Origin of the sequence: Bremerella cremea (assembly GCF_003335505.1) — a bacterium.
Classification (GTDB): Bacteria; Planctomycetota; Planctomycetia; order Pirellulales; family Pirellulaceae; genus Bremerella; species Bremerella cremea_A.
The window spans coordinates 212,105-227,151 of the sequence record NZ_QPEX01000011.1 but is presented as its reverse complement, the minus strand read 5'-3'; the positions used below and the strand labels follow the sequence as shown (position 1 = coordinate 227,151).

The window sequence follows — 15,047 nt, the reverse complement described above, 5'->3', positions numbered from 1 at the left end:
GAAACGCACCATGAAAGTTGCCCATCTGATTGAAAAGCGGCGGGTCTACTGGCAAGAGCTAGAGAACCTGTGCGCCCAGATGGCTACTTCGCGGAAGAAAACCATCGGAGCCCGCAATATCGCCCGGTTTGCGGCGTTGTACCGGGCTGCCTGCGCCGACCTGGCCCTGGCCGACTCTTATCAACTGCCGCCGAATATTGTCGAATACTTACACAAGTTGGTCGGGCGGGCTCACGGACAACTTTATCGCAGCCGCCGTATCGACTGGGCCCAGATTGGCGACATGCTGCTACGGCAAATTCCGCGTGAGATCTTTCAGGATCGCTGCGTGCAACTCACGTTCTGGCTGTTCTGGGCGGTCTTTCTGCTTTCAGGATTCATGGCCGCCAATCCCGATCGCTTCCCGAACTTTGCCAACGAGATCGTCGGCGCGGAAGGGCTTGATCAGATGGAGCAAATGTATTCGCAAGCTCCTAACAGCGGCACGCCCACCGCAACCGGCGCGGCATTTTATGTGAATCACAACACAGGCATCGGCATTCAGTGCTTTGTGGTGGGCATTACCGTGATTGGCGGCTTGTGCATTCTGCTGTTCAATGCCTCTTATTTAGGAACGATCTTCGGGCACATGGCCAGCCCCAACGTTTCGGAAGAGATCAGCGATCACTTCTTCGAGTTTGTCACGGCACATGGTCCGTTCGAGCTAACCGCCATCGTGTTGGCCGCTGGGGCTGGGCTAAGGCTAGGGTTTTCACTAATTAGTCCTTATCACAAGGAAGAATCGCTCTACCACGACGAACTGCTCGAGGAAGAAACGAGCTTGTTCGATAAATCGCGTCAGGTCGCCTACGAACGTATCGATTCGTTACGGATCGGGGCGAAGCGGGCCTTGCCGATCATGGGGGCCTCGGCCATTCTGTTTGTCTTGGCCGCGATGATCGAAGCGTGGGTATCCCCTTCGGCTTTGCCCGAAGCGGCGAAACAAGTGATTGCAATCATCGCCAGTGGGCTGTTGATGGTCTACTTCATTGTGCTCGGCTATCCACGAAAGGACGACCGTGCAACTCGATAAAACACGCATCGCCATTCGAGAACGCGAACTGCTAGAGATCTACGATCTGGCACTGATCGTGATGCGCGTTTATTGGTGGAAAATCATCCAAGCGCTCGCGATCACGGCCGTTCCACTCACCCTGATCAACGCTGGGTTATTGTGGGCGATGCAGCCTGATTTGGTGATTAACGAGACGGCGGGCATGTTTATCGTTTACATGGTGATGGCCATCTTCTTAGAAGCCCCCTTAGCCGGGATACCAATTACGGTGCTGCTAGGAGACGCCTTGTTTCACGACAAGCCAGACTGGCGCCGCATGTGTACCGGGCTGTGGCCAGTGATCCCACGTATCTTCTGGGTTGTCTTCCTACTGCGCGGTATTTTGCCAGGCATGCTTTTACTGTTTTGGGCCTCGTTTGAAGAAGCCTTTTCACCCCTCTTGCTGCTGATTTTGTTGTGTGGCTATGCCAGTGTGCTCCGCATTTGGCGGCCCTATATCGGCGAGATTTTGGTTTTAGAAAAGAACCCCGTCTTCGGCAAGCAAAAAGGGGCGATCACCGTCGGGCTGCGAAGTGCCTCGTTGCACAACCCAAATTTCGGCGACTTGCTGATTCGCGGCATGGCTTCGTCGATTAGCATTTTGCTGGCCGGTAGCATTGTGATGAACATTTTCGGTATCCGTGGCTTTGTGTTTGGCCGTTGGAACTGGGACGAAGTCTTCCTGTTTGTCTGGTTTCCGCTGGGCTTGTGGCTGGTGGTCGCGTTCATGACGGTGGTGCGTTTTTTGTGCTACCTCGACCTGCGTATTCGCCGCGAAGGTTGGGAAGTAGAGCTGGTGCTCCGGGCCGAGGCTGCGCGGATGAAGGAGATCGCCGGATGATGCGATACCTTCTGTCCCCAGCTATCGCCGCACTGCTGTTGCTCGGAACCAGCTTCCCGCTGACCGCTCAAGATGCATTCGACGGCGAGCCAATCGGCGAACGTTCGATTCACGAGCCTGTTGAACATGGCCGCAATGCGTTCACCAATATTCCCCAAGCCAACTGGTACGACGGCGACTCGGACGATCTGCAAACCATTCCGGTGCCAGGCGAAACCAAGATGCCCAACTCGCGACCAGGGGCCCCACCTAAACCCAAAGCAGCGAAAAACTCTACCCCTGTCACTACCGGTGGAGGCACTTGGAATCCCGGCATCGGAGGCGTTCCGATTGGGACGCTGATGGTTTACTCATTGTTAATGATCATCTTGGCAGTGATTGGCTTCCTGATTTTTCGGGCGATCCGAGCTGGCGGTTCGACGGCGATGGTCGGCAAAGAGACCGGCTCCGACAAGCTGGACGAAAAGACACGCCAGGTCGATAAGGTCGAACATCTTCCGTTCGAGGTGAAAAAGAAAGACGCCAACCTCTTGGATGAAGCTCGTCGCTGCTACGAAGGGGGCAACTTCAACGAAGCAATCGTCTATCTGTTTAGCTTTCAATTGCTCGAACTCGACAAGGGGCACATCATTCGCCTGGCCAAAGGCAAGACCAACGGCCAGTACCTGCGCGAGATCGGCCGAGATCGTAACTTGCGGCAAATCTTGCAAGGAACGATGAACGCTTTCGAGGATGTCTTCTTCGGCAATCGACAGCTAACTCGCGACCGCTTCGAGCGTTGCTGGAATCAACTTTCTCAATTCGACCAACTGCTCTCAGGAGGGAAAACGTAATGCCACGTACGAACCACCTCCTGGTTTTGCTGCTGGTAATGTTGGGCCTTGTGCTGGCTGGCTGTGGTAAGCAAAGCGGTGGGCTACCGACCACTTACGGCAAACGCTCTGGCAACGCTGGGGCCAGTGTCAACGGGACCAAGGTGCTATCCGAAATGTTTCGCAGCGCCGGTTACTGGGTGAAAAGCTATTCGGTCGTCTCGCCCAGCCTGTTGAAGAACGATGTCATCGTATGGGTGCCCGAAAGCTTTGAAGGCCCCAATTATGAATTTCAACAAGTCATCTTAAACTGGTTGGCCGAAAAAGATGGGCGCACGTTCATCTACATTGGCCGCGACTTTGACGCTTCGGTCCAATACTGGGAGGAAGCGATTCAGAAGGTCCCGCCTGAGCAAAAACTGGACACCATGCGTCAGCGCAGTTTGGCGATTCAAGACTTCGACGAGCTACGCAACTTCATCGCCGAGGAAGAAGATTACTACTTCTTTAAAACCGAGCGTGATGCTCCCCGCCGCGTGGCCAAGTCACTGCGAGGACCATGGGCGAAAGACATTGACGCCTCGAAAACCAACATCGTCCTCCGCACGAGAATCTTACCGGCAACAACCGACGCCCTGTACGAAGGCTACGACACCCTCGACTCCGACGAACCTCCCGTCTACGCGGTGGAAGACATCGACGTGCTACTAAGTTCCCGAGGGGAAGCGATTGTGACTCGCATGGGCAGCGATTACAGCGATAGTCAACTGATCTTGGTGACCAACGGCTCGTTTCTGTTGAACTTGCCGTTGGTGAATCCCGAGCATCGCAAACTGGCAGCCAAGTTGGTTAACCAGTGCGACCGCGACTCTTATTCTCCGGAAACGGTCGCGTTTTTAGAAACGGGCGACTACGTCGATATTCGCCGGGCCGACGATACCACCGATGCGACCAGCGGTTGGGAGTGGCTATCCAAGTGGCCGCTGAACTTGGTCGGTTTACAGATGGCCTGGTGGATGATTGTACTTTGCTTTGCCTTGTACCCGATTTTCGGTCGCCCGAAGCAATTACCTGCCGCCGAGACATCCGATTTCAAGAAGCATATCGATTCCGTAGGCGACTTGTTGGAAGCAACCGACGACCATGCTTATGCCCAACTTCGTTTGCAGCAGTATCAACAAATCATGAAAGGAGACGCCGTCTACCGCCGTTCCAAAACGCGCCGTGGCGAAGGGAAGTAGTCCCCTGCCTAGGCCCAGCTTTGCCTCTTTTGAATTAGTTTTTATTCGGCGTTAGTCACGATCAGCGAGCATCTATGAGTAGTTCCACGCCAGATATTATCGAGTTTGCCTGCTCTGGTTGCGGCAAGAAGTTACGGGTCAACCAGGATGCGGCCGGCAAGAAGGCCCGTTGTCCCCAGTGCGATACCATTCAAGTTGTGCCCGCCAAGAGCGAACCGGATGGAGCGTCTCCGTCTGAAGCGACCGTTCCTCCGCTGGAACCGATCGCTTCGGAAGAGTCCTCTTCGCCCAGTCCAACTGCCGAAAATGGTGGTTCGGTGCTAGATAACGATATGTTCTCTGGCTTGCTGAGCGAGGAAACCAAACCGCCAACAGCTTCGCCCGCGAGCCCCCCCTCGTCCAGCACCACTTTGGCTGGACATCACAGCGACGACACGGCTTTCTCTGCCACGCGCGAGCTTTTCCAGAACATCACCAGCGAGATCTCGAAGATCTATGTCGGTCAGGAAGAGCTCGTGCTGGGGACGCTAGTCGCCCTCTTCAGTGGCGGGCATGTGCTGATAGAAAGTGCGCCGGGGCTTGGCAAAACGCTTTTTGTCCGCACGTTGGGACGGGTCTTGGGGTGTGACTTCGGTCGTGTCCAGTTCACGGCCGACTTGATGCCGTCGGATATCACCGGGGCTCCCTTCTTCGACATGAAAGCGAACGAGTTCCGCTTCCGCCCAGGACCTATCTTTACGCAGTTACTCTTGGCGGACGAAATCAACCGTTCTCCGGCCAAAACGCACGCGGCTCTGCTAGAAGTGATGCAAGAGTTCCGTGTGACGATCGACGGCACCAGCCACAAGATCGAACGCCCCTTTCTGGTAATGGCTACGCAAAACCCGATCGAATCGGAAGGAACGTACAACCTGCCGGAAGCTCAGCTCGACCGGTTTATGTTCAAGTTGAATCTTGATTATCCCAGCGAGTTTGAAGAAGCGGAAATCCTCAAGCAGCACAGCCAGCAAGTCGATATCGGCAAGCGGCTGGAAGAAGAGATTCAGGTCGTTACCTCACCTGAGAAAATCTTGGAAGTCACCCGCGAAAACGGCAATGTGCTGATCGCGGACAAGCTGATCGATTACATCAACAAGATCGTCCGTCTCACGCGAACCTGGCCGCAGTTTCACCTGGGGGCGTCCCCTCGGGCTGGCATCACCTTAATGCAAGGTGCCCGGACGCTGGCCGCGTTCAATGGTCGCGATTATGCGGTGCCGGACGACGTGGTGCAAATTGCGTTGCCCGCGCTGCGACATCGTGTGGTCCTTTCCGCCGAAGCGGAAGTTGAAGGACATAACGTCGACGAACTTTTAACGGAACTAATCCGCACGATCGAGGTGCCTCGCCTGTGATCTCGCTGGTTCAAGATTTTTTCGTCGGTTTGTGGACCAATGTCCTCAGCCTACCCATGACGCAGTTGCTGTTAATGTTTCTGCCGCTGGTGGTCATTAGCCGTTGGTTCAAAACAACGCCGACCATCTGGCTGGCCCTCACGTTTGCCGGACTGATGCCGGTGCCGGTGATTGCCATCTTGTTAGGAGACGCCAGCAACCTGTTTGGTCCGCTGCTGTTTTTCATCTCGGTGACCGGTGCAGTGGGGCTGTTCGCGCTGCTGCAATTACTTGCCTATTCGACCGGCTGGAAACGTTTTCAACTGCAACGGCTTCCCTTCTCGATCAGAATCTGGGCAGGCATCCTAGCCGCAGCCGGGCTGGCCATGAGCATGCTGTTGATCATAGCGATGGTGGGCAACTCGCTGACGATGGTGGCCTGGCTGCTGGTGGGGTTGAATCTGGTAATTGCCACGGTCGCTGCGGTTGACCTGGCAAGCTTACCCCGAGCCAAGCATTTTACCGCCGAGCGAGAAACGTCACGCATTGCCTCGCTGCTGAAGAAACAACGCGTTGTCCTGACAATTACTTACAAAGGGCCGCTTACCGTTCATCTGACCGCCAAGGATGACGTTCCGCAGCAATTCCAAGCTGCCCCAGAACAGTTTGAAGCCGACCTAGAACCACGCAGCCGCACAACGGTCCATTACGAGATGGAACCGACCAAACGCGGCTCGTTCTCGCTAGATACCGTCTACTTGAAGGTCGATAGCCGCTTGCGGTTCTGGAAGAAGATGATCAAGCTTCCGGTCTCGATCACTATCAGCGTTTACCCCGACATGAAGCAGTTGGGCGAGTACGCGTTGTTGGCTCGCACCAATCGCTTGAGCTTGGTGGGTGTTCGGCGCACGAGAAAGGTGGGACAAGACCACGACTTCGAGCGGCTACGCGATTACACTCGTGACGACAACTACAAGCATATCGATTGGCGGAGTACGGCCCGACGACGACGTTTGACGGTGCGTGAATTTCAAACCAGCCAAAGCCAACGCATCATCTTCATGATCGATTGCGGGCGAATGATGACCAACGAGGCGGAAGGAATCAGCTTGCTGGATCACGCGTTCAACGCGATGCTGATGCTTAGCTATGTGGCGCTACGTCAAGGAGATTCGGTCGGGACAATCTTGTTTTCCGATCGCGTTCATAAGTTCGTCCCTCCCAAGGCGGGCGCCAGCCAGATGAACCATTTGCTGCATGCCAGCTACGACCAATTTCCGAACTTCGTGGAATCGCGTTACGACGAAGCATTCATGCACTTGCGGACCAACTGCCGTAAGCGGTCGCTGGTGGTGCTGATTACCAACGTGATCGATGAAGTCAACTCGCACCAGGTCGAACAGTATCTGACCACGCTGGTCGGGCGTCACTTACCGCTGGGCGTTTTATTGCGTGATCAACGTTTGTTCGATGCTGCTGAAACCGACAAGCCGTACGGCAGCAATTTGTTTCGCGCCGCTGCCGCCGCAGATATCCTCACGTGGCGGCATCATGTGTTGACCGACATGAGCCACAAAGGCGTGCTCGCTCTGGATCTCTTCCCCGAAGACCTTACCGCCAACTTGGTGAATCAATACCTGGAAATCAAAGCCCGACACTTGCTCTAACCAACGGTGCTCAACTCGCGTCTTCGTTAGCATGGTACGCTGAGCGGCTTTATGTCTGCTACCGTCGCATGGTTGCCGGGGCGGTCTGCATTTTTTTAGCTACGGACCAGCCACGAAAGTTCTTTCCTTGGTAAACCGTCACGGCGTGCGATCTGCCTGGGCCGACTTCGACTTCCACTTCTTCCAGCGGCGTGATCGACTCGAAAGCAAAACGTAGCGCGGCGGGCAGTTCTTCGTCGGCATGGGCCACCAACAGCAAGTCGTGTCCTTCGGCATGCTGAGGACCGCCCCAGATATCGTATTGGGAGAGAGGAACCGTGTTCTCGCCCCAGAGGTAAACGCGAGGATGCTGTGGCATGTAAAAAGCCAACTCCGAAGCGACTGCACGTCCGGCGGTAACGATCATTTCAGGACGTGCGTTTTCCTTCGCGTCGATCCCCTGGCCAACTTTCTGCCCCAGCTCTTCCCAGCCACGCAGCCGCACAATGACATCGATTGGGCTGCCGTTCAGCCCTAACGGACTCAGCACAAAAGGAATCGCGTAGGTCACCGCCAGGCAGACTCCACCGACCACGGCCGCATGTTTCAGCCGCCACTTACCAGGCATAAGAAAGAACTTCGGTAGCGAGACATGCCCCAACGCCCAGGCAGTGGCCAGAATGATCCCCGCACTGAAGAACGGCGCCGGCCAGTTGAGTTCTAGCCGTTGCTTTAAACTTAGCCCCAACACCAAGACCATCGGTACCGCGCTTAGACACAGCAGAAACCGTTCGCGACGTCCTACTTGGCGGAACGAGAGCAATCCAAACGCCCCGACCGTAATCAGCAGAAAGAAGGTTATCGGCGAGATGACCCCAAACAAACCCCCGACAAATTCCAGCGAGATCGCAATCCGCCGCAGTACCGAGACAGGTTCGGCTTGGAAGTGTTCGCTGGTGTGCTGCAGCGTGACCCAATCGTGCTGGTAATTCCAATAGACAACCGGAGCCAGAAAGAGCAATGCTCCGCAGGCACAAAGGTAAAGCGTGGGACGCACGGCTTCAAAGCGATCTTCTTTCGACAACAACACAAAGAGCCCGCCAAAGACTAACAGGCCAATCATCGTTTGCTTCGTGAGCAGCCCTAGGCCGATGAATAAGATTGTCAGCAACAGCCAGCGCCAGCGATCTTCGCCCCGTTCTAGCAGCCGCCAGAATGCGTACATCGCAGCACTCCAGAAGAAGAGAAACGGCGAGTCGATCGTCATCAGCAAGCTCATCGCCCCATTGCCCGGGGTGAGCGCGGTCAGCAGCATCGCCCAGAACCCAACCTGAGCATCGTACATGCGTCGGGCGAGTAGGAACACAAACAAGAGGCTACCGGTACCTAACAAGGCCGCCGGTAAACGAACGCCGAACTCGCTATCGCCCAACAACCGCGTTGATAAACCAATGATCCAGGCAATCATCGGCGGCTTGCTGTAATAGCCGTAATCTAACTGCCGCGACCAATCCCAATAGTAGGCTTCGTCGTGAACCAGATCGAACGGATCGCAGGCCAGGTACAGCACGCGAAACAATCCAAGACCGAGTAAAAACCACAGAGAACGGCGGGTCCACACGGCTGCATCAGCTTGTTCCGCACTGTTCGTGAGCGCTTCGTTATTCATGGATGCCTATCAATTTCGATTCACGCGCCACATCAGAAACGCGCCGACCGCTAACAGAACCACGTCGGCAATCCAAACCGGGGCCGAACCAAAGTTACCATCGCGCGCCCACTGCTCGCCCACCACCAACAGCGGGTAATAAAGTAACAAGATCGGCAGAAAGCAAACGAAGAACGTTCGCACGTTGTCAGACGACTTCAGCCAGATCGACACCGGTACGCCCATCACCACAAAGCAGAACACGCCGAACCCATTGGCCAGGCGGCGCTGGCGTTCGGCTTGCAAACGAAAGAGGCGTTTCTGATTGGCTTTTAAATGCCCTTCGACAGCGTTCAAATGATCGAAGTCGTCGCTGGCGATCGCTATTTCGAGTTCGGCCTTGGCCTCTTGCACGATTTTTTGTTCGCGTGTGATTTGGTCGGGAATGGTGGCCAAAGTTAAGTTGGCAGGCGAGGCACTGTTAACGTCGAGCTCCACCGAGTTCAACTCGTCCAGGTACAGCACAAATTCGTCGGAAAAGTCGTACGACTGGCTGTTTCCTTGTTCGATTTTTCCGTCGCGACAGCTGAGCTTGAGAGTGCCTGTTTCGGGATCGGTGTTCAGCTCGGCTTCGGCAGCTTCCAGGTAGATTTGCGGTCGTGATTCGGTGGCGGCGATATCGATGCGAGGTTTGATCAGCTTCCGATCTTTGACCTCTTTCACGGTCACCTCGATGCCTGACATTTTGAAACTACGTTTGGTTTGCAGCACGCCGTAAACGGTATCGTCGAGCGACTCGGCAATCACTCGGTGAATATTCGGCCGAGACCACGCCGCGCAAACGTCGTACATCCAAAACGTGAAGAAGCTCAGAAAGTATGCAAAGATGAGCACCGGCCAAACCAATTCCATCGGGTTGATCCCGGCGGACTTGATAGCGGTGACTTCATTGGTTGCGGCCATACGCCCAAATGTGGTGCAGACCGCAAACAGCATGCAGCCGGGAATCGTGTAGCGAAGCATCTCCGGCACGAAGTACGGCAGCATGTTCAGAATGATGTTCGGAGGCAGGCCCTTCTTCAGGCCTTCGTTCACGCCACCACCGACGGTCATCATCAGGACAGTGACCCCTAAGCAGAGGAGGAAGATTTTGATGATCTCCCACAGAACGTACCTCTGGATCGTTGTCATGCCAAAATCGTGTATTTGTTAGGCGGCTGAAGTTTCTCGTGGTTCCGCTTCCCGCTGCGGGCGTGAAAACGGAATCGTCCTCTCAGGTGCTTCCGCTTGCTTCAGCGATTGCGTAGCGGCCCTATCCCAGCCGAACATCACGACGTACAAAGCAAGGCCGGTAAAGTAGACAATCGCCCCGCTCCAAGCAATATCACTCAGGAAGTGCCCCCCTTCGGCGATCCGTGATGCCCCGACGCCAGCACCTAACAACACACCGATCGCAAACACGGCAGCAGCGGTGCGGCGATGCTTATTTAGCAGCAAGAAGGCTGGCAACATGAAGACATAGCCCATCGAAGCATGCCCGCTGGGAAACGATTTGGCCATTTCGTAAGGACCAATCGTGCCTGGTGGAATGTAATTCTGCTGACCACCAAAGGCGACAATATCGCACGGGCGGGGCCGTCCCCAGTAAGGTTTCAAAACCGAATTGATCAAAATACCAGGGCCAATCACAATCGCTAGCAAACAGAAGAAAGCTCCCTTACGCGCTGGCCGTAGCGAAGCGAAGACAAAGCTTGCCAAGAACACCACGCCACTCAACGTGCCGAACACGATGGCCGGTAGCGGGCCGTAGTCGTATATCAGGTTAGCCAGCCACGTTTCGCGAAACGGAAACGGATTACCACTGGCGCTAAAAAATTGCCGCGTGGTTACTAAATCTAAAGGAGTCAGATAGCACAGCGTGGTCAGTACCGCCAACACCAACAAGGGTGCAGCCACCATCCACAGCAACAACCGATTCGATACCGGACCGCTGCTCACCGGTGGTTTTGTCGAAAGAGACTGGCTTGGGGGCTGCATAGAATTGTGCAGTTCAGGCATAGTCAGCGCACCAGGGGACGATCGCGGAGAAGATAAAATCGAATTGGCAACCATCTTCTGCATCGACGCTTCAACCTGAAGTTGTAAAGCCGATTTCTACGACTTTACCGATTCAACCACGCGTTGGCTGAGTAGTGGGAAATCTACGACCACTACTACTTACCCGAGATGCCCTGTCGAAAGCAAGACACATCAGCAGTGCTAGCACTTGTGAAGCCGCATTAAGTGACGACGGACCAAATAAGAATGCCGGTTCCCGCTGCAGTAACCAGTACGCCGAAGACTCGGGAAGGGATGGACTGAGCTTCCATCCACATCCCCAACCAAAGACCGATAATTAAGAGAATCAGAGAGCTTAGTAACATGCCCAGCAAGAACACCAGCGGCGAGTTATTGGGAGGGATCGCTAACCCATCGTCATGCCCCAATACGATGCCGATCAATACAAACGCAATTGCTGTGATCATCACCGGATACCTCCGCCCCGCGGCCAAGGCGATCCCCAGCAGGATTGCCATCAGAGCGACCAAGCAGTGGATATAGGAAAAATGGATACCACATCCACTTAGCCCAGCCCCGACCATCATCCCGCACAAAAAGACAATCGGAATCGCAACCACCGAGTGGCCTTCAACATGCACGGCGAGAATCCCGACTGCTATTGTGGCTAGCAGCGGACAGATTCCCATCCATGGAAGCAGTAATCCCTCCAAGGCATCTTCCCCCCTCGCACATTCGACCGGCAGCTGGCAGCCTGGTCGACCTTATTGCAGCAGCAGCTCGCCCGTTTAAAGAAATGCAAGCGGCAGTTAAGTCTCGCCAGAGGATTCATCCTACCATTGGGCTATGCACAACCCAATAGCTTCTTCACGGCGGTTTGCACATCCTCTTGCCGCATGAGGCTTTCTCCCACCAGAACGGCGTCGACGTTATTGCTCTGGAGAAGGATAATGTCGTCGTGGGTAAAGATACCGCTTTCGCCTACCAGAACGCGGTCGTCGGGAATTTGCTGGCCCAGGCGGACTGTGTGTTGCAAATCGACCTCGAAGGTCCGCAGATCTCGGTTGTTGATCCCGACCAGCTGTGCCCCGATATCGAGCACGCGCGAGACGTTCTCTTCTTCGTACAGTTCCACCAGCGGTGTCATACCCAGCTCGCAGATCTGATCGTGCAGCGATTTCAGAGCGTTGTCGTCTAGGCACTCGGCGATTAAAAGGACCGCGTCGGCTCCGGCGGCCCTGGCTTCGATCACTTGGTACGGATCGAGCACGAAATCTTTCCGTAAGATCGGCAGCCCAACTTCCGCGCGAATCGCGATTAGATAGTCGAGATGCCCCTGAAAGAAATGCTCGTCGGTGAGGCAGCTAATACAGGTCGCTCCGGCTGCTTCGTAATCTTTGGCGATCGCCACGGGATGAAAGTCTGGCCGAATGAGCCCTTTCGACGGGCTGGCCTTCTTCACCTCGGCGATTAGTTTGACCGGTCCGTCAGCAGCTAGGGCCCCTAAGAAGTCGCGTGGTTGCGGGGCATCGGCCAGCTTCGCCTCGACATCCGCCAAAGGGCAGCGCGACTTGGCTGCGGCAATTTCTTCCCACTTCTTGGCGACGATCTTATCGAGCACAGTCGAGGACATGCGGTGGTTCGCTTAAACGATTAATGACGGAAATGGCGAACGCCGGTAAACAACATCGGCAACTTGTGTTCGTTGCAGGCGTCGATTACTTCCTGGTCCCGTTTCGATCCGCCTGGCTGAATGAACGCTTTCACGCCTGCCTTGGCCGCTTCGTGAATCGAATCTGGGAACGGGAAAAACGCGTCGCTGGCCAGCACGCTACCAGGAGCCCGTTCGCCAGCCTTTTCGATCGAAATTTGCACCGAGTCGACACGGCTCATCTGCCCTGCCCCGGCACCGATCAGCGAACGATCTTTACACAACACAATCGCGTTCGACTTGACGAAACGGCAGATCTCCCAGGCGAACAGCAGCTCTTCGCGGGTTGCTTCGTCGACCTGGGCTTCGGTCACGACTTGCCAAGTTGCGGGGTCATCGGGGGTGAAGTCGGTGTTCTGCACCAGCAGTCCACCTTCGATCCAGCGAGTTTGAAACTCTGGACGCGGGCCTTCCAAGGCTCCTACGGACATCAAACGCACGTTCGACTTCCATTTGGGCTTGGTTGTCAGAATCTCGATGGCGGCTGGCTCGAAGCTGGGGGCGGCGATTGCTTCGACAAACAAACCTGGCGTCGCAAGGTACTCAGCCGTCGCGGCATCGACTGGGCGATTCATCGCCAATACGCTGCCGAAAGCACTCAGTGGGTCGCCGAGCATCGCTTTCTCGCACGCTTCGGCCAAGGTCGCGGCAGAAGCGGCACCACATGGGTTGTTGTGCTTGATGACCGACACGGCGGCATCGGGCAGCCCGCGGGCGATTGCCAGGGCGCTGTCGAGGTCGAGCAGATTGTTGTACGACAGTTCTTTGCCGTTGAGTTGCTCCGCGTCGACCAGTGATGCCCCGCTATACTTCGGCACGGCATACAACGCCCCGGCTTGGTGCGGGTTCTCGCCGTAGCGGAGCACTGCTTTTCGCTCGAACGTTTGCCGCAGCGTTTCTGGGAAGGCGTTCTCTTCGTCTTTGGCAAAGTAATTGGCGATTGCGGCATCGTAGGCGGCCGTGTGGGCGAATGCAGCAGCCGCCAGTTTGCGACGCAAAGCCAGGCTGGTCGTGCCGCCATCTTTTAGCTCGGCCAAGATCTCTGGGTATTGGCTCGGCTTGCAGGCGATCGTCGTGAAGGCATGATTCTTGGCAGCAGCCCGGACTAGGCTCGGACCACCGATGTCGATTTGCTCGATCGCTTGAGCATCGGTAACGCCTTCTTTAGCAATGGTCTCTTCAAACGGGTATAGGTTCACCACGACCAGCGGAATCGGGAAAATACCATGCTCGCCGATCGCGCCCATATCGTCTTCGCGGTCGTGTCGGCAAAGGATGCCGCCGAAGATCTTAGGATGCAGCGTCTTCAATCGCCCATCCATCATTTCGGGGAACTGGGTGTACTCGGTGACATCCTTGACCGGGATGCTGGCCTCTTCCAGATGCCGCCGCGTGCCGCCGGTGCTGTAGATGGTGACTCCCGCTGCGACCAATCCTTGGGCGAACTCGGTCAGCCCCTGCTTGTTGCTGACACTGATGATGGCATTTTGAATGACGGGATTTTGAGACATCGTGAACCCAACCTAAAGCAGAATATCGAGGGTAGAACCCTACGGGCATGGTAAGCCCATTTTTATGCTGTTGGCAGGGAAATCGTCAACCACCCGAGGCCCCTCGTCGCGGGTAATACCAAGGGAAAACCCGCGTCGGAACTTGCCATTGGGCCTCTAATCGATGACGCCAGATTTGTCTTCCATTAATTCAAGGATGTCCCGCACGTTGTTGTGGATCTGAAAGAACACGAGGCTGGCCTCGGCGCAGATACGGAAGAAAATTATGTAGATAAACACAACAACCAGACCAAGTAACGCAAAAAATGAAGCAACTATGTACTCGCCAATCCCCCCACCTCGCGAAAGGATTTCTATGAACATGAACGCTGTCGAAGCCAGCCAGCCAAGCATAACCAAGGCAACCGCTAGTAAGAAGAGTATTCTAATAACGGTTGGGGCGATCATCACATCGAAGTTGAATAGCGAACCGAGCCCGCCACTCGCGCGTCGTGGCGTTTGAACTCTGGCCTGGGAATCGCTGGCAAATGGGTTGGGCTCGGTTCCCGGAATAGAGGCCGCCGGTGGAGCTTCCCCTGATGTGGCTTGCGTTTTGACTGGGGTCGCCATCGGAGCAGGCTGCTTCGCTTCCGCAGGGCTCTCTTTCGTCGGTTGGCTGCTGGGTTTCTTGCCGCCGACCATCAGCGAATCTAACCCTAAGGGAGCCTCGGGGGCCGACTTTGGAGCGGCTAGATCCGGAAACGACATCCCCCCCGTCTTGGCTGATTTAGGTGTAATTGGCGCGGCCGGCGCAGGCTCGAACGGAATCGCCTCCGGCACGCTCTCGGCAGGAGGTTCGGGAAAGAGCCCTTTAACACTCGCTGCCACCACCCAATCGCGGTTGCCACGACGAAGCATACTCTGTGGTCGAATTACCCCATTTTTTGCTAGGTTCTTCAACGTTTTCGCATCGATCGGGCCTTGCTCATCCTCATTCGGGCTGGTCTTGTAGAAGAATTCGTCGGCCATGGGGTATGATCTCAGTTAGTTGATTAGAACAAGCAAGCGGGCGGGGAAAATCTTATCCTGCTTGATGGGGGGGATCCTGTCAAACTGCTTTTTTGCACACCTGAG

General features: G+C 55.4%; 13 protein-coding genes. 6 read left to right on the top strand and 7 right to left on the bottom strand.

All coding sequences use genetic code 11. From position 1 onward, the window contains the following. Positions 1-10 precede the first annotated feature (10 nt). From DTL42_RS08200 to DTL42_RS08175, 6 genes are all read left to right on the top strand, one after another. Positions 11-1,072 (top strand): stage II sporulation protein M, encoded by a 1,062-nt coding sequence (locus DTL42_RS08200; RefSeq protein WP_114368230.1) that lies wholly within the window; start codon positions 11-13, stop codon positions 1,070-1,072. Further along, a complete protein-coding gene (locus DTL42_RS08195) occupies positions 1,059-1,934 on the top strand; it encodes a hypothetical protein (RefSeq protein ID WP_114368229.1) in 876 nt (291 codons plus the stop codon). Before DTL42_RS08200 ends, DTL42_RS08195 begins: the two co-directional genes overlap by 14 nt. After that, the gene (locus DTL42_RS08190; protein WP_114368228.1) at positions 1,931-2,767 is read left to right on the top strand and encodes a DUF4129 domain-containing protein; all 837 of its coding nucleotides are present in this window, start codon (positions 1,931-1,933) and stop codon (positions 2,765-2,767) included. The genes DTL42_RS08195 and DTL42_RS08190 overlap by 4 nt, the downstream gene beginning before the upstream one ends. Then, a complete protein-coding gene (locus tag DTL42_RS08185; protein ID WP_114368227.1) occupies positions 2,767-3,987 on the top strand; it encodes a hypothetical protein in 1,221 nt (406 codons plus the stop codon). The genes DTL42_RS08190 and DTL42_RS08185 overlap by 1 nt, the downstream gene beginning before the upstream one ends. A 74-nt stretch (positions 3,988-4,061) precedes the next feature. Next, on the top strand, positions 4,062-5,381 hold the full coding sequence (locus tag DTL42_RS08180) for an AAA family ATPase (RefSeq protein ID WP_114368226.1): 1,320 nt from the start codon (positions 4,062-4,064) through the stop codon (positions 5,379-5,381). After that, on the top strand, positions 5,378-7,027 hold the full coding sequence (locus tag DTL42_RS08175) for a DUF58 domain-containing protein (RefSeq protein ID WP_234824122.1): 1,650 nt from the start codon (positions 5,378-5,380) through the stop codon (positions 7,025-7,027). Before DTL42_RS08180 ends, DTL42_RS08175 begins: the two co-directional genes overlap by 4 nt. Before the next feature lie 58 nt (positions 7,028-7,085). Here DTL42_RS08175 and DTL42_RS08170 read toward each other — a convergent pair whose 3' ends face one another. The 7 genes from DTL42_RS08170 to DTL42_RS08140 all read right to left on the bottom strand — a co-directional run bounded on the left by DTL42_RS08170 (position 7,086) and on the right by DTL42_RS08140 (position 14,942). Further along, positions 7,086-8,675 carry an ArnT family glycosyltransferase gene (locus DTL42_RS08170; protein WP_114368225.1) on the bottom strand — a complete coding sequence of 530 codons (1,590 nt, stop codon included), beginning with the start codon at positions 8,673-8,675 and terminating at the stop codon, positions 7,086-7,088. Positions 8,676-8,684: 9 nt separating this feature from the next. Next, a complete protein-coding gene (locus tag DTL42_RS08165) occupies positions 8,685-9,845 on the bottom strand; it encodes an LptF/LptG family permease (protein ID WP_114368224.1) in 1,161 nt (386 codons plus the stop codon). An 18-nt stretch (positions 9,846-9,863) separates the two neighbouring features. Beyond that, entirely contained in the window at positions 9,864-10,712 is an 849-nt protein-coding gene (locus DTL42_RS08160; protein ID WP_158545284.1) for a phosphatase PAP2 family protein, read from the bottom strand. A 221-nt stretch (positions 10,713-10,933) separates the two neighbouring features. Beyond that, complete coding sequence (locus tag DTL42_RS08155) at positions 10,934-11,425, bottom strand: HupE/UreJ family protein (RefSeq protein ID WP_261341596.1); 492 nt, start codon at positions 11,423-11,425, stop codon at positions 10,934-10,936. 131 nt (positions 11,426-11,556) lie between these two features. Then, the gene (gene trpC, locus DTL42_RS08150) at positions 11,557-12,345 is read right to left on the bottom strand and encodes an indole-3-glycerol phosphate synthase TrpC (RefSeq protein WP_114368221.1); all 789 of its coding nucleotides are present in this window, start codon (positions 12,343-12,345) and stop codon (positions 11,557-11,559) included. Positions 12,346-12,365: 20 nt separating this feature from the next. Next, positions 12,366-13,934: a bifunctional phosphoribosylaminoimidazolecarboxamide formyltransferase/IMP cyclohydrolase gene (gene purH / locus DTL42_RS08145; protein WP_114368220.1), complete on the bottom strand. Its 1,569-nt coding sequence runs from the start codon at positions 13,932-13,934 to the stop codon at positions 12,366-12,368. A 156-nt stretch (positions 13,935-14,090) separates the two neighbouring features. After that, a complete protein-coding gene (locus tag DTL42_RS08140; protein ID WP_114368219.1) occupies positions 14,091-14,942 on the bottom strand; it encodes a DUF4282 domain-containing protein in 852 nt (283 codons plus the stop codon). Positions 14,943-15,047 lie beyond the last annotated feature (105 nt).